Here is a 14,245-nt window from a genome sequence, read left to right as displayed (position 1 = left end):
CGCCCATGACGCCCGACCCCGACACCGCCCGCGCCCAGGTCCAGGAGGCCGCCGACGTGCTCCGCGACCGCGCCGGCGACGCGGCCCGCGTCGGGATCATCCTGGGGACCGGGCTGGGCGCCCTCGCCGACGAGATCGAGGTCCGCGAGACGGTGCCCTACGAGGACGTCCCGCACGTGCCTGCGCCGACGGTCGAGAGCCACAGCGGGCGGTTCCTGGCGGGGCGGCTCCGCGGCGTCGACGTGCTCGCGATGCAGGGGCGGTTCCACCTCTACGAGGGGTACACCCCGTGGCAGGTCACGCTGCCCGTTCGCGTTTTCGCCGCGCTGGGCATCGAGACGCTCCTGATCTCGAACGCGGCCGGCGGCATGAACCCGCTCTACCGCCGCGGCGACCTCATGCTGGTGACCGACCACATCCACCTCCAGGGGTCGAACCCGCTCACGGGCGCGAACGTGGACGCGTGGGGGCCGCGGTTCCCGGACATGTCGGAGCCGTACGACCCCGCGCTCAGGCAGGCTGCCGCCGACGCCGCCTTGGAGCGGGGCGTCCGTCTCCGAGAGGGCGTCTACGCGTCGGTCCTCGGCCCCAACCTGGAGACGCGGGCCGAGTACCGCTTCCTGCGGCAGGCCGGCGCCGACGTGGTCGGCATGAGCACGACGCCCGAGGTCATCGTAGCCCGCCACGCCGGGATGCGCGTGCTGGCCGTCTCGGTCGTCACCGACGAGTGCTTCCCCGACGCCCTGGAGCCCGTCGTCCTCGCCGACATCCTGGCCGCCGCCGCCGAGGCCGAACCGAGGCTGACGCAGATCCTCGGCGACGTGGTCGCGACGCTGGCGTAGCCGCCCCGCCCAGGCGCGCGGGCGGGGTGGCGGGGGCGGGGCGGATCCTCTACTCTTGAACCACCCCGCCCACTGGCCCATGCCCGTCTCCACCGCCCGAGCCCTCACGTTCACGCCGGAGGAGTACTTCGATTGGGAGGAGACGCAGGACGTCCGCCACGAGTATGCGGCTGGCAAGGTGCACCGGCTTCCAGCTGAGTCCTCCGACCACCACCTCGTCGTCTCCAACTGCATCGCATTCTTAGGGAACGAGGTCGACCGGAGCGGCAGGTACGTCCTGTCGAGTGGGATGCGGCTCCAAATCCACGACGCACGCTACGTCTACGCCGACGCGAGCGTGGTCTTCGGCCCGCCAGCGTTGCGCGACGAGACCCGGCGCGTGCTCCTCAATCCGGCGGTCGTCGTCGAAGTGCTCTCCGACCGTACGGCCGTCTACGATCGGGGAGAAAAGTTCGCTCTTTACCGCGAGGTCCCGTCCATCCACACCGTCGTCTGGGTCGACTCCACGCGACGCTGGGCCGAGGTCGCTGCCAAAACGAACGGGGTGTGGGCCGTCCCGGCGCCGGTCACGGGCGGGGCGGTCCGGCTCCCGTCGCTCGGCGTCGACCTCGCGCTGGACGGCCTGTACCACGGGGTCGAGGTCTAGCCACCCCGCCCCCACAAGCGGCGCGGCGCGAGGGCGGGGCGGCGAATCCGGCCGCGCTTCAACGCCGCGGGCGGGGCGGCGGGCTAGCTTCGGCGGGACCGCCCCGCCCCGTTGAGCCTCGCATCGGGAGGCGGTGGGCAGTGGGCGGGACGCCGCCTGACGCACTGACCCACCGACCCACTGCCCCACCCCGCCCATGCCCCGCTACCCCGAGGTCGAGCGCTTCGACCAGGTCTCCGTCGAGCGCGACGTGCTCGCCCGCTGGGAGGCCGACGACACGTTCGCGCAGTCGCTCGCCGCCCGCGAGGGCGCCCCGCACTTCGTGTTCTACGAGGGGCCGCCGACGGCCAACGGCAAGCCGGGCATCCACCACGTGATGGCGCGGACCATCAAGGACCTGTTCTGCCGCTACAAGACCATGCGCGGCTTCCGGGTCGACCGCAAGGCGGGGTGGGACACGCACGGGCTCCCGGTCGAGATCGAGGTCGAGCGGGAGCTGGGGCTGGAGGGCCGCCACGCGGTCGAGGACTACGGGATCGCCGCCTACAACGCGGCCTGCCGCCGGAGCGTCCTCCGGTACAAGGACCTCTGGGACGACCTCACGCGCCGCATGGGCTACTGGGTGGACCTGGAGCACCCCTACGTCACGTTCCAGAACGACTACGTCGAGTCGGTCTGGAACCTGCTCCAGCGGATCTGGGGCAAGGGGCTGCTCTACGAGGGCCACAAGATCCAGTGGTACAGCCCGGCGAACGGGACCGTGCTGTCGTCGCACGAGGTGTCGCTGGGGTACAAAGAGGTCCAGGACGTGAGCGTCACAGTCCGCTTCCCGCTCGTGGACGAGCCTGACACGTCGCTGCTGGCGTGGACCACGACGCCGTGGACGCTGCCCTCGAACGCGGCGCTCGCCGTGGCCCCCAAGACGGAGTACGTCAAGGTGCGCCTCGTGGCGGAGGCCGGGCCGGACGACCAGCCGGGCGAGGAGAAGGTGTGGATCGCCGAGAAGCTCCTGGGCAAGCTGAAGGTCGAGGACCCCGAGATCGTGGACCGCAAGACGGGCGCCGAGCTCGTCGGCCTCGAGTACGTCCCGCCGTACAACCACGCCGAGGTCCGCCACCTCTACGGCCTCGCCGACGCGCTCCAGGACGACGACGCGCCCGGCGACGTGTGGCGCGTCGTCGCCGCCGACTACGTGACCGTGGACGACGGAACGGGCATCGTCCACACGGCGCCCGCGTTCGGCATGGACGACTGGGCGACGGGCCAGAAGGAGGGGCTCCCCGTCCTCAACCCGGTCGAGCCCGACGGCCGCTTCCGGGAGGGCTTCCCGCTCGTCGGCGGCATGTGGTTCAAGGACGCCGACCGGCCCATCCTGCGCGACCTGCGCGACCGCGGCCTGCTCTTCCGCGAGGACTCCTACGTCCACAACTACCCGCACGACTGGCGCAAGGGGACGCCGCTCATGCAGTACCCGGTCGAAAGCTGGTTCGTCCAGACGACGGCCGTCAAGGACCGGATGGTGGCGCTGAACGAGACCATCAACTGGCAGCCCGAGGGGATCGGGGCGGGGCGGTTCGGCGGGTGGCTCGAAAACAACGTCGACTGGGCGCTCAGCCGCAGCCGCTACTGGGGCACCCCGCTCCCGATCTGGGTCAGCGACCGCGACCCGGAGCAGAAGGAGGTCGTCGGCTCCATCGAGGAGCTCCGCGAGAAGGTCGGCGGGGAGTTTCCGCCCGAAGCCATCAACCCGGACCTGGGCACGATCGACCTCCACCGGCCCTACGTCGACGCCATCACCTGGCCCGACGGGCGGGGCGGGACCATGCGCCGCGTGCCCGACCTCGTCGACGTGTGGTTCGACTCGGGCGCCATGCCCTACGCGCAGTGGCATTACCCGTTCGAGAACGTCGAGCGGTTCGAGGCCAACGTTCCCGCCGACTTTATCGCTGAGGGCGTCGACCAGACGCGGGGGTGGTTCTACACGCTCCACGCGATCGCGGCGATCGTCGACGACCGGGTCGCGTACAAGAACGTCGTCGTGAACGGGCTCGTCCTCGACGCCGAGGGCGAGAAGATGTCGAAGTCGAAGGGCAACGCCGTCGAGCCGTTCGCGGCGATTGATCGCCACGGCGTCGACCCGATCCGGTGGTCCATGATGGCGGCCTCCCCGCCCTGGGAGAACCTCCGGTACTCGGACGCGGCCGTCGAGGAGACGCGGCGGAAGCTGTTCGGGACGCTCGTCAACACGTACCGCTTTTTCGAGACGTACGCCGCCGTCGACGGCTACGCCTACCCCCCCGCCCAGACCGTGCCCGCCGCGGAGCGGACCGAGCTCGACCGCTGGGTCCTCAGCCGCCTCCAGTCGACGGCGGCCGAGGCGGTCGAGGCCCTCGACGCCTACCACCCGACGCGCGCGGCCCGTGCCATCGAAGCGTTCGTCGACGACCTATCGAACTGGTACCTCCGACGGAGCCGCCGCCGGTTCTGGGAAAAGGGTACTTCTGCTAATATGATTAGACATATGCAGCAGGATGGTAAAGATCCTGCAGTGGTCGAGTCAAATCAATCTGCCTTTGCGGCTATTGATCACTTGCTCGGTGGAGTAGAGGAGGGTTACATTCTGCAGTTCCCCAAAGAAAAAAGGGCTGCTTTTGATACCTTGTTCGAGTGCCTGGAGTCCGTCGCGCGGCTCATGGCACCCATCGCCCCGTTTACGGCCGAGTGGCTGTACGGCATGCTCGGCCACGAGGCGTCGGTCCACCTCCAGGACTACCCCGCGCCCCGCCCCGCCCTCCACGACGCCGGCCTGGAAGGGCGGATGGCGCTCGCGCGGGCCGTCGCGACGGCCACGCTCGCCCTGCGGAACGAGGCCGGCATCAACGTGCGCCAGCCGCTGGGCTCGGTCCTCGTGGTGACGGGCGTGGGCGGGGTAGAGGAGGACGTCCTGCGGTCGGTCGAGGACGTCGTGCTCGACGAGGTCAACGTGAAGCGGCTGGAGACGGCGGCGGGCGACAGCGGCGTGGTCCAGAAAAGCGCGAAGCCCAACTTCAAGGCGCTCGGGCGCCGCCTGGGCAAGCAGATGAAGGAGGCGAACGCGGCGATCCGCGACCTCACAAATGATCAGATCGCCGCGTACGAGTCCACAGGCTCGCTCGCCCTCGACCTCCCGAGCGGGGCGGTCGCGTTGGAGCCGGGCGATCTGGAGGTGACGTCCGAGGGCGTCGAGGGCCGCGTCGTCCGCCAGGAGACGGCGGCCGACGGGCGGGGCGGGACGCTCGCGGTGACGGTCGCGCTCGACACGGCGCTCGACGACGCGCTCCGCGCTGAGGGCTTCGCGCGCGAGTTCGTGAACCGCGTCCAGGGGCTCCGCAAAGAGGCCGGGTTCGACGTGGCCGACCGGATCGCCGTCGAGTTTGCCGCCCCGCCCGCGCTCCTCGCCCACGTGGGCGGGGCGGGCGGTCTCGTGGGGCAAGGCGGTCTCGCGGGGCAAGGCGGTCTCGCGGGCGCGTTCGCTCGGCCGGTCCAGGCCGAGACGCTGGCCACGTCGCTGGCCCTCGTCGACGCGCCGGCCGGCGACCTCGTCCGCGACGTCGAGATCGGGGGCGAGACGCTGACGGTCGGCGTTCGCCGAGTACAGGGTGACGAGTGATGAGTGACGGGCGCATCCATCCCGCCCCGAGCGCGGGCGGGCCGGGGCGGGGTGACGGGCGAGGCCCCTTCCGGCTCGTCACCCGTCACTCATAACCCGTCACCCACATGAGCACCGCCGCCGCCCCGCCCGCGTTGGGCGCCCCGAGTCCCCCCGCCCCTATGCGCGTCCTCTGGATCTCGTTTGCGATCGTCGTCTTCGACCAGATCACGAAGGTGGTGGTCAAAACGCAGATGGCGTACGGCGACTCGATCCCCGTCGTTGGCCGGCTGTTCCGGTTCACGTTCACCGAGAACCCCGGCATGGCGTTCGGGCTGACGGTCGGGAGCAAGATGTTCCTGACGATCTTTTCGGTCGTCGCGACGGTCCTCATCTTCGTCTACCTCCGCCACGTCCGCTGGGCGCCGACGGGCTACCGCGTGGCGCTGGCGCTGGTGCTGGGCGGGGCGTTCGGGAACGTGATCGACCGCGTGTTCTACGGGTCGATCTGGGGCGAGTGCGCGCCGTCGCCGCCCGGATCGAGCCGGCTGCTCTACGGGTGCGTCGTGGACTTTATCCACCTCGACGTGTGGCGCGGGGTGATCCCCGAGGCCGTCCCCTTCATGGGCGGCAAGTACGTGGCCCTGTTCCCGATCGGCAACATCGCTGACGTGGCCATCATCGCGGGCGTCGTCCTCATCCTGATCACGCAGGGCGCCTTCCACGAGGCGGCGCTGCGGCACGAGGCGGACCGGCGGGCGACGAACGCCGCGGGCGGACCGCCGGCGGGCGGGGTGGAGGCCGCCCCGCCCGGTGAGACGGTGGGCTAGGAGAAGATGCTGCCGAGCAGGCTCCCCCACGTCTCGCCGGCGGTGTGCACGAAGTGCGTTGCGAAGTAGAGGGCGCCGAACAGCAAGACCGCCACGAAGTACGCCCCGTACGCTACCGTCATCGCCACCCCGCCCCGGAAGAAGGAGCCCAGGGGCGGGGCGGTCGGGTAGAACGAGATCGCCGCCCACGCTACGAGGAGGACGTAGATGCCCGCTGCGACGAACGTCCACAGGATGGACCCCACGGCCCCGAGTCCGAGGACGAAGAACGGGGCGATCACGGCCCCGACGGCGTAGAGAGCGAAGACGCTGACCTCCGCCACGTTCCTCTCGGAGCCAAACAGGAGGCGAAGTGGGGGCACCAGGAACAGGGCCAGGAGGAACGTGAGTGGAGTGTTGAACCGGACCATCCCCTCGTACATGACCCGGACCGCAGTCTGGCCTCCGTCGTCGAAGAGCTCCTCGTAGGCCGCGTCGAAGCGGGCCTCGCGCTCCGCTTCCTCCGGCGTCATCTCGTGGCCGGGCTCGCGGGGCGGGGTGATGTCCTCCGGCGCTCCCGCTGCGGTGTGACCGTCGGAGTAGCCTTGGGCAAACGAACTGGAAGCCGAGACGTCTAGTAGGGCGTCGTCGTACAGCCCGTACATGAGCAGGCTGAGAGCGGTGGCGAGCAGGAAGAAGCTGAGCGGGTTCGTGTACGTCCGCCGCCGCCCCTCGACGTAGTCGCGCGGCACCGAGCCCGGGCTGCGCGCCAGCGACGTGACCGTGTGCAGCAGCCCACGATCGAGGTTGAACACGCGGCTCGAGAACTCGCGCCACAGGCCGCGCAGCGTGAGCCGCCCGCCGAGCTCACGCTGCCCGCACCCGGCGCAGAACCGCCCCGCCCGCGCCTCGCCGCAGTTGGGACAGAGCGCGGGGGCGGGGCGGGGGCCGAAGGCGCGAGGCTCGGGGTCGGTGGCGAGGCCGAGGGCGGCCGCCTCGGTGAGGACGTCGGGCATGGCGCGGTCGGTGAACGGTCTGGGAAGAAACCGCCGCCGCCCCGCCCCGTCAACCGCCCCGCCCGACGGCTCTGCGCGGTCCGGCTACCTCCGCAGCTCCTCGTTGTACGTGTCGACCGCTCGGTTCAGCGAACGGCGGGCACGGAACGAGATGGGAACTGAGACGACGGCGAGGCCGGCTGCCCCAGCCGCCATGCCCACCTCCACGCCGCCGCTGAGGAGGTCGAATGGGTCGAGTGCCCCGAGGAAGTACAGCGCGGTCGCGCCGTTGACGAGCCAGCCCGACGTCCGCAGGTCCCGCTCGTAGGCGCGAGCGTGCATGAGGGCCGCCGGAGAACCAGACACGGCCGCCGCGATTGGAGGGGGGCCGAGGCCGAGCGGCCCCCCATTCGGGAGGGGCTCCCCGGAGCGGACCAGGCGGAAGCTCAGGAGCCTCTGGTCGATCTGGAGCGCGCAGGTCGCGTAGGTGCACGCCGAATCGGGAACGGCCTCTTGGGAACGGGCCGGCGTGACGAACGAGAGCGCGGCGGCGAGGAGAACGAGGCGCATGGGGCGGGGTGGGAGACGGCCCACCCTACGCGCCGCCCCGCCCGGCGGTCAAGGCACGCGACGGCGCCCTTCGGGGGCGGTCCCGCCCCGCCCGGTCAACCGCCCCGCTCAGGCCGCCCGCCGCGGGCGGCCGAGGACGACGACGAGGAACACGCTCGACACCACGAGCGCCGCGCCGCCCACGCTCAGCAGGTCGAGGCTGTCGCCCAGGAAGACAACGCCCCAGACGAACGCGAGCACGACCTGGACGTAGCCGATGGCCGAGGCCGTCCCCGCCTCCAAGAGCTGCATCCCCTTCGTCAGCCCGACCTGGCCGACGTGCGTGGCCAGCCCGATCGCCAGGAGCAGGGGCCACTGCCAGCCCGTCGGCATGGGCCAGCCGCCGAGCGCGAACGGGGCCGACCCGACCATGCCGATCCACGAGAGGTAGAAGATGATGGTCATCGGCTGGTCCGTCTGCCGGAGCTTGCGGACGAACGTGTAGGCCAGCCCCGAGAGCACGGAGGCGCCCGCGACGGCCGCCACGCCCAGCCCGTCGAGCGGGGCGGCGGCGTTCCCGAACAGGATCAACGGCCGCGACACGAGGACCACGCCGCACAGCGACAGCACCGCGCCGAGGAGCACGACGGGCCGGAGCCGCTCGCCGATCAGGACCGCCGCCGTCAGCGCCGTCCACACGGGCGCCGTGTACTGGATGGTGACGGCGTCGCCGAGAGGGAGCCGGCCGATCCCGAAGTAGAACAGGCTGAGGGCCGTCGCTCCGACGGCGCCGCGGAGGAACAGCGTCCGCCGGTCCCGGCCCAGCGCCTTCCCGCCGGTGCGCCGGATGACGGTGAACGTGAGGACGGCCATGAACGCCGAGCGCGCGAACACGAGCTCCATCGTGGGCAGGCTGTCCGAGACCAGCTTCACGCACAGGCTCATGATGCTGAACCCGAGCGCGCTCGCCAGCATCCAGAGCACGCCGCGCAGGCGGTCGCGGCCCTCGGCGTCGACGTCGTACGCGTCCTCAGCGGGGAGCGAGTCCGGCGGCGCGGCGGCCTCCGATGGAGCGACCTCCAGCGGAGCGGCGTCGGGCGGGGCGGGAGCAGAGGGGGGAGCGGTCACTCTGGCCCAACGGACGCGCCGCGCGCCCGTTCACGCGGTCCAGCCGCTTCCGGTCGTCTTCACTGCCCCTGCGGCGGGGCTCCATCGTCGATGACCTCGGCGTCCTCGATGCCGGGGCCGCCCCGCCCGATGTGCGGTCCGAAGGGCGGGGCGGCGTGCGGACCGAACGGCGGCGCGCCCGCCCCGCCCCCGAACGAGGCGCTCCCAAAGGAGCCGCTCACCACGCGGACCGCCCCCTGTTGCACGGCCGCCTCAAACCGGCGCCGCAGGGTGCGGCGGAGGACGGCGCGCGTGGGCGGGAACAGGCCGAGGAGCCCGACGAGGTCGGTCAGGAAGCCGGGCGTGATGAGGAGCGTGCCGGCGATCAGGATGAGGAGGCCGTCGATGAGCTCCGGCCCCGGCACCCCGCCCGCCGTCATCTTCCGCTGGACGCGCTGCCACGCAGCGACCCCCTCGCGCCGCGCCAGCCACGAGCCCAGGAGCGCGCTCGCGACCGCGATCCCGAACGTGGGCCAGAAGCCGATCCGCCCGCCGACCGCGATGAGCAGCGCGAGGTCGAGGATCGGGACGACGAGGAACAGGAGGAACAGGCGTCCAAACACGGCAGGGCGCGGGGCAGACCCGGAGGGCGGACCCCAGAGGGCAGGGGCGGGACAGGGGGAACGGTGAACCCCGGCGCGACCTTGCGGGTCCGCCGCCCTGCCTTTTGAACCCGCCCGCCCCCGACCTGCGCCATGTCTACCCGCCCCGCCCGTTTCGCTCTCGGCCTCGCCGCCGTTCTGCTCACGGGCCTCGCCGCCCACCCCGCCCTCGCGCAAGACGGACCGGCGGTCCGCGCGCTCTCGGTCGACCTGGGCGATGCGCAGCGGGCGCACCTGTGGCGCGTCGGCGCGTGGGGCGTGGCGAACGCCGTGGGCGGGGCGGCGCTCTGGCTCGCCTCCAGCCCCGAGACGTCGGCGGGGTGGCGCGCGTTCGGGCTCCAGTCGGCGGCGTGGGGCGCCGTCAACACGGGCATCGCCGCCTTCGGCCTCGCGGGCGGGGCGGGCGACCCGGCGGCGGACTGGGCGGCGGCGCTCGGGGCCGAGAACGGCTACGCCGACGTGCTCCTCGTCAACCTCGGCCTCACCGTGGGCTACGCGGCCGTCGGCGCGACGCTGTGGGCGGTTTCGGGCCGCGGCGTCGCGGACCCGGCGGCGTGGCGTGGGCACGGGATCGCGCTCGTGATCCAGGGCGCCGGCCTCTTCGTGCTCGACGGGATCGCGTACCTGGGCACGCGCGCCCGCCTCGGCGCGCTCGTGGACCTCGCCAACGGGGCGTCGATCACGGCCGGGCCGGGCGGGGTGGCGCTGGTGGTCGGGCTGTGAGGAGAGGGATAAGCGACGGAGGGATGCGTGGAGTGGCGCCACCCCGCCCATGCCGCGTCGGGCGGGGCGGCGGCTTCCCTCTGCCCATTCCTCAATCCCTCCCAACGACGGTGAACGTGCCCGGGCAGGCGATCTCGACGAGGACGAGGTCGGCCGGGGCGTAGTACGTGTAGAGGATCTCGCGGTCGGGCTCCGACGGCCGCCGGAAGGCGCACGTCGCGATGCGCTCGGCGAGCGGGCACGCGCCGGGCTCGAACGCTGCGGCCGGCGCGCCGGCGCAGTTGGCGCGCGCCGCGCGGGGCGTCCACCCCGCCCCGGTGTAGGCGAAGCAGTAGCCCTCGGTCGCCCGCACGTCGCAGCTCCCCGACGGGCCGCCCCCGGGCGGGGCGGGCGGCGGCGGCTCCGGGCGGGGCGACGGCTGCGGCCCCCGCGGCGTCGGCGCGTCCGGCACCTCGGGGATGCGAACCACGACCTCGGGCGGCTCGGTCGTGTCGAACACGACGGGCGCCGCCCGGCCCTCGCGCAGGGCGGGGCGGACGTCGTGGGGCGGGGCGGTGGCCGGCGGCTCGGGCGGCTCGACGCCGCACCCGGCGACCAACAAGAAGACGGCGAGAGGCAGACGGCCCATGCCGCAGTCTAGCCCCGCCCCGCCCCCCGCAGCGAGTCCACGGGTCCGTCGATCGCCGCCCGGTCGTCCCAGCGGTGGCGGTACGTGTCCGGCGCGCGGTACTGGTCGATCCACCGGCGGTCGACGCCGTGCTTGAGGCGGAGGAACGCGCCGCCCTTCAGGGCGAGCGGGCCGACGGCGTACCACGCCGCGCGGCCGCCGGTCGAGAGCACGAGCGGGGCGGCGGGGTACGGCCGCCACGGCTCCAGGTCGACGGCGTCGGGCGCCCCGCCCCGCCCGAGCGCCCGCGCCACGCGGCCCACGTTCTCGCGGAGCGTCGGCCCCTGCTTGACGGCGTGGACCCCGATCCGCGCCAGCCCCTCGTGCCCCGCGACCGCCGCCGCGTCGCCGGCCACGAACACGCGGGCGTCGTCGACCGACCGGAGCCCCGGGCCGACGCGCACGAGGCCTTTGTCCGTCACCGATAGCCCGGCGGCGCCCAGCCAGTCCGGCCCGACCGATCCCGTCGCCCACAGCACGGCGTCGGCGCCGATCCGCTCTCCTCTCGCCAGACGCACGCCGCCGGCGTCCGATTGCTCGACGCGCGCGCCGAGCCGGACGTCCGCGCCCCGCTCGCGGAGCACGCAGGCCGCCCACGCTCCCACGCGCTCGGGCAGCGACGACACCAGGCGCTCGCCCGGCTCCAGAACGACCACGCGGAGGGCGGGGAGGTCGGGCCGCGCCGTCACGTTGAGGGCCGTCTCGACGCCCGCCGCCCCGCCCCCGACGACGACCAGCCGCCGCGGGCCGCTCGGGTCCTGCGCCGCGGCGTCGAGGAACCGGCCGAGCGCCTCGACCCGGTGGAGCGGCTTCGTGTGGATGGCGCCGTCCGCGTCGCCCGGGTTCACGGCGCCCACGTCGAACGCGACGAGGTCGTACGGGACGCGCTCGCCGCCGCCCGTCGTCACCTCGCGCGCCGAGCGGTCGAGGCCGACGGCCGCGCCCTCGACGAACCGGACGCCTTGGTCGGCGCAGATCCGGTCCAGCGGGACCGTCACGTCGGCGCGGCTGTAGACGCCGCCCAGCCACTCGGGCGTCATCCCCGAGTACCACAGATCAGGCCGGTCGGAAAGGAGCGTGACCTCGGCGCAAAGCTCACGGGCGTGGGCGAGCAGCGGGAGGCTGGCGTGGCCGCCGCCGACGACGAGCAGGCGCATGAGGATGGGGGATGGGGGATGGGGGATGGGGGATGGGGGATGGGGGATGGGGGATGGGGGATGGGGCGGGCGCCGCGAAATGTTCCGGCCGCCCCGCCCCCGTGGCACCCGTAGGGACGCGACTCGTCGTGTCCGGGGCGGGCGGACCCAAAGGGCGGGGCGGCACGAGTTTGTCTAGGCCCCCTCGCTTCGAGCACCCACAGAGCGTTTCACGCCGCGATCAGGCCGAGCGGGGCGGCAAACGCAACCACCCCGCCCTCAACTCCGCACGGGATTGGGTTGACGAGGCGGGGCGGGGCGGGCACCTTCCGCTCTTCCGCTCTTCCGCTCTTCCGCTCTTCCGCTCTTCCGCTCTTCCGCTCTTCCGCTCTTCCGCTCTTCCGCTCTTCCGCCCGTGCCCGCCGCCCCGCCCGCCGATGCCCTCGACGCCCTCCGCAGCCGGTGGGGCTACAGCGCGTTCCGGCCCGGGCAGGACGAGGCCGTCGCCGCGGCGCTCGCCGGCCGCGACGTGCTCGCGGTGCTCCCGACGGGCGGGGGGAAGTCGCTCGTGTACCAGGTGCCCGCCGTCGTCCGCCCCGGCGTGGTCCTCGTCGTCTCGCCGCTCGTGGCCCTCATGCGCGACCAGGTCGACGCGCTCGCGCGGCGCGGCGTGCCGGCCGTCGCCGTCCACGGGCGGCTCTCGCCGCGCGAGGCCGACCAGGTGTGGACGAACGCCGAGTTTGGGCGCTACCGGCTCGTCTACCTCACGCCCGAGCGGCTCCAGACGGAGCTGTTCCAGGCCCGGGCGCCGCGCCTCGACGTCTCGCTCCTGGCCGTCGACGAGGCCCACTGCGTGAGCGAGTGGGGCCACGATTTCCGCCCGGCCTACCGCCGCATCGCCGAGGCGCGCCCGCTCCTCACCGACGCCGAGGGCCGCCCCGCCCCGGCCGTCGCCGTGACGGCCACGGCGACGCCCGAGGTGCGCCGCGACGTGCTCGACCAACTCGCCCTGCGCGACCCGGCCGTCGTCGTGCGCGGGTTCGACCGGCCCAACCTCGTGTGGAGCGTCCACCACGTCCAGGACCCGGGGCGCCAGGTGCTCGACGTGTTCACGGGCGTGGCTGGGGCAGGGCTCGTCTACGCTGGCACGCGGCGGGGGACCGAAGAGGCGGCGCGGCGGCTCGCGCGTGAGGGCATCTCAGCCGAGCCCTACCACGCCGGCCTCGACCCGGACCGCCGCGACGCCACGCAGCGGCGGTGGCTGGAGGGCGAGACGCGCGTGATCGCAGCGACGAGCGCGTTCGGGATGGGCATCGACAAGCCCGACGTGCGTGCCGTCGTGCACACCGCCCCGCCCCTCACGATCGAGTCGTACTACCAGGAGGCCGGGCGGGCGGGGCGGGACGGGCAGCGGGCCTACGCCGCGCTCGCGCTGGGGCCGGACGCCGCGCGCGGCCCGCGTGCGCTCGTCGAGGCCAGCCACCCGACGGCGGCCGAGGTGCAGGCCGTCTATGACGCGGCGGGCAGCCTCGCGCAACTCGCCGTGGGCGCGCTCCCCGACGGCCCGACCGTGCTCGACCTCGCCCGCGTCGCCGCCGTCGCCGGCGTGTCCGGGGCGACGGTCCGCGCCGCCGCCGACCGCCTCGCCGCGGCCGGCGCGTGGGACGTCGTGCGCGAGCGCGAGGGCGTCGTCCATGTTCGCGTCCCAAACGGGCTCGACCGGCTTGCCGACCTGGGCGGGGCGGACGGACTCCGCGCCTTCGTCCGCGCCCTGTCGCGCGAGCTGCCCCCAGCCGCCGCCGCCGGGTGGACGGCCGTCCGCCTCGACCGGCTCGCACCGTCGCTCGGGCTGGCGCCCGCGCGCCTCGACGCCGGGCTCGACCACCTCGCCGGGCGCGGCGCCATCGAGGTCCGCCGCCCCGCCCAGGGCCTCACGCTCGCGTGGGCGGCCCCCCGCTCGCGCTTTGCGCCGACGGACGGCGGCGCCCTCGGCGGCGACCGCCGCCGGGCGGGGCGGCGCCTGGACGACGTGCTCGCCTACGCCTCGGGCGCCGGGTGCCGCCGCCAGCACCTGTTGGCCTACTTCGGCGAGCCCGCCCCGCCCCGGTGCGGGCGCTGCGACGTGTGTCTGGGCCGGCACCGCGCCGGCGAGGTCACGCCGGCCGACGAGCCCGCGCTCCGCGGCCTCCTCCGCGCCGCCGAACAGGGCGAGACGGCCGCCGCGCCGGGCCGCCGCGAACGCGAGCTGGCCGACTGGCTCGCGCACGAGGGTTACCTCCGCCTCACCGACCCGCTCGCCGTCCGCTACGAGCTGACGCCGAAGGGCCAGCGGCACCTGGAGCGGGGCGGGTAGGGCGCGGCCGCCCCGCCCCCGAGTCTGATCCCGGCTCTGACGGTTTGCTATGCATCTGTCTCGCGCCGCCCCGCCCTACGAAGTCCCCTGCTGGGAGAGGGACACCGCGCAGCGTCGGCGCAGCCAGG

Annotated in this window: 12 protein-coding genes; 6 read left to right on the top strand and 6 right to left on the bottom strand. The window is 73.7% G+C overall.

Annotated features, from left to right (window positions below):
* Nucleotides 1–5: 5 nt before the first annotated feature.
* The 4 genes from RQM47_RS15140 (at nucleotide 6) to RQM47_RS15125 (ending at nucleotide 5,946) form a co-directional block, all read left to right on the top strand.
* On the top strand, nucleotides 6–842 hold the full coding sequence (locus RQM47_RS15140; RefSeq protein ID WP_311664394.1) for a purine-nucleoside phosphorylase: 837 nt from the start codon (nucleotides 6–8) through the stop codon (nucleotides 840–842).
* Nucleotides 843–921: 79 nt separating this feature from the next.
* Entirely contained in the window at nucleotides 922–1,488 is a 567-nt protein-coding gene (locus tag RQM47_RS15135; RefSeq protein ID WP_311664392.1) for a Uma2 family endonuclease, read from the top strand.
* A 196-nt stretch (nucleotides 1,489–1,684) separates the two neighbouring features.
* A complete protein-coding gene (gene ileS, locus RQM47_RS15130) occupies nucleotides 1,685–5,137 on the top strand; it encodes an isoleucine--tRNA ligase (RefSeq protein WP_311664390.1) in 3,453 nt (1,150 codons plus the stop codon).
* Nucleotides 5,138–5,298: 161 nt separating this feature from the next.
* Nucleotides 5,299–5,946, top strand: coding sequence for a signal peptidase II (locus tag RQM47_RS15125; protein WP_311664388.1), 648 nt, complete (start codon nucleotides 5,299–5,301; stop codon nucleotides 5,944–5,946).
* Here RQM47_RS15125 and RQM47_RS15120 read toward each other — a convergent pair.
* From RQM47_RS15120 to RQM47_RS15105, 4 genes are all read right to left on the bottom strand, one after another.
* Nucleotides 5,943–6,941: a DUF3667 domain-containing protein gene (locus RQM47_RS15120; RefSeq protein WP_311664386.1), complete on the bottom strand. Its 999-nt coding sequence runs from the start codon at nucleotides 6,939–6,941 to the stop codon at nucleotides 5,943–5,945. The two genes, RQM47_RS15125 and RQM47_RS15120, sit on opposite strands and share 4 nt — an antisense overlap.
* Nucleotides 6,942–7,025: 84 nt before the next feature.
* A complete protein-coding gene (locus RQM47_RS15115) occupies nucleotides 7,026–7,490 on the bottom strand; it encodes a hypothetical protein (protein WP_311664384.1) in 465 nt (154 codons plus the stop codon).
* Between the two features lie 108 nt (nucleotides 7,491–7,598).
* Complete coding sequence (locus RQM47_RS15110) at nucleotides 7,599–8,597, bottom strand: DMT family transporter (protein ID WP_311664382.1); 999 nt, start codon at nucleotides 8,595–8,597, stop codon at nucleotides 7,599–7,601.
* Nucleotides 8,598–8,656: 59 nt separating this feature from the next.
* On the bottom strand, nucleotides 8,657–9,199 hold the full coding sequence (locus RQM47_RS15105) for an FxsA family protein (protein WP_311664380.1): 543 nt from the start codon (nucleotides 9,197–9,199) through the stop codon (nucleotides 8,657–8,659).
* Nucleotides 9,200–9,331: 132 nt separating this feature from the next.
* On the opposite strand from RQM47_RS15105, the gene RQM47_RS15100 reads away from it, so the two are divergent.
* Nucleotides 9,332–9,961 (top strand): DUF6992 family protein, encoded by a 630-nt coding sequence (locus RQM47_RS15100; protein ID WP_314009417.1) that lies wholly within the window; start codon nucleotides 9,332–9,334, stop codon nucleotides 9,959–9,961.
* 91 nt (nucleotides 9,962–10,052) lie between these two features.
* Here the strand turns inward: RQM47_RS15100 and RQM47_RS15095 are convergent, their stop codons facing one another.
* Both RQM47_RS15095 and RQM47_RS15090 read right to left on the bottom strand, forming a co-directional pair.
* Nucleotides 10,053–10,589 carry a hypothetical protein gene (locus RQM47_RS15095; protein ID WP_311664377.1) on the bottom strand — a complete coding sequence of 179 codons (537 nt, stop codon included), beginning with the start codon at nucleotides 10,587–10,589 and terminating at the stop codon, nucleotides 10,053–10,055.
* An 8-nt stretch (nucleotides 10,590–10,597) separates the two neighbouring features.
* Nucleotides 10,598–11,785 (bottom strand): NAD(P)/FAD-dependent oxidoreductase, encoded by a 1,188-nt coding sequence (locus tag RQM47_RS15090; protein WP_311664375.1) that lies wholly within the window; start codon nucleotides 11,783–11,785, stop codon nucleotides 10,598–10,600.
* Nucleotides 11,786–12,179: 394 nt separating this feature from the next.
* On the opposite strand from RQM47_RS15090, the gene RQM47_RS15085 reads away from it, so the two are divergent.
* The gene (locus RQM47_RS15085; RefSeq protein ID WP_314009416.1) at nucleotides 12,180–14,117 is read left to right on the top strand and encodes a RecQ family ATP-dependent DNA helicase; all 1,938 of its coding nucleotides are present in this window, start codon (nucleotides 12,180–12,182) and stop codon (nucleotides 14,115–14,117) included.
* The last annotated feature ends 128 nt before the right edge of the window (nucleotides 14,118–14,245 follow it).

It is taken from the genome of Rubrivirga sp. S365, assembly GCF_032248475.1.
In the GTDB taxonomy this organism is placed as follows: domain Bacteria; phylum Bacteroidota; class Rhodothermia; order Rhodothermales; family Rubricoccaceae; genus Rubrivirga; species Rubrivirga litoralis.
This window is presented reverse-complemented; position numbering and strand designations above follow the sequence as displayed.

Bases quoted from the DNA above. Each gene is read 5' to 3' on its own strand.
- ileS (WP_311664390.1), top strand. From the start codon at position 1,685: ATGCCCCGCTACCCCGAGGTCGAGCGCTTCGACCAGGTCTCCGTCGAG.
- RQM47_RS15135 (WP_311664392.1), top strand. From the start codon at position 922: ATGCCCGTCTCCACCGCCCGAGCCCTCACGTTCACGCCGGAGGAGTAC.
- RQM47_RS15140 (WP_311664394.1), top strand. From the start codon at position 6: ATGACGCCCGACCCCGACACCGCCCGCGCCCAGGTCCAGGAGGCCGCC.
- RQM47_RS15095 (WP_311664377.1), bottom strand. From the start codon at position 10,589: ATGGGCCGTCTGCCTCTCGCCGTCTTCTTGTTGGTCGCCGGGTGCGGC.
- RQM47_RS15090 (WP_311664375.1), bottom strand. From the start codon at position 11,785: ATGCGCCTGCTCGTCGTCGGCGGCGGCCACGCCAGCCTCCCGCTGCTC.
- RQM47_RS15115 (WP_311664384.1), bottom strand. From the start codon at position 7,490: ATGCGCCTCGTTCTCCTCGCCGCCGCGCTCTCGTTCGTCACGCCGGCC.
- RQM47_RS15120 (WP_311664386.1), bottom strand. From the start codon at position 6,941: ATGCCCGACGTCCTCACCGAGGCGGCCGCCCTCGGCCTCGCCACCGAC.
- RQM47_RS15100 (WP_314009417.1), top strand. From the start codon at position 9,332: ATGTCTACCCGCCCCGCCCGTTTCGCTCTCGGCCTCGCCGCCGTTCTG.
- RQM47_RS15125 (WP_311664388.1), top strand. From the start codon at position 5,299: ATGCGCGTCCTCTGGATCTCGTTTGCGATCGTCGTCTTCGACCAGATC.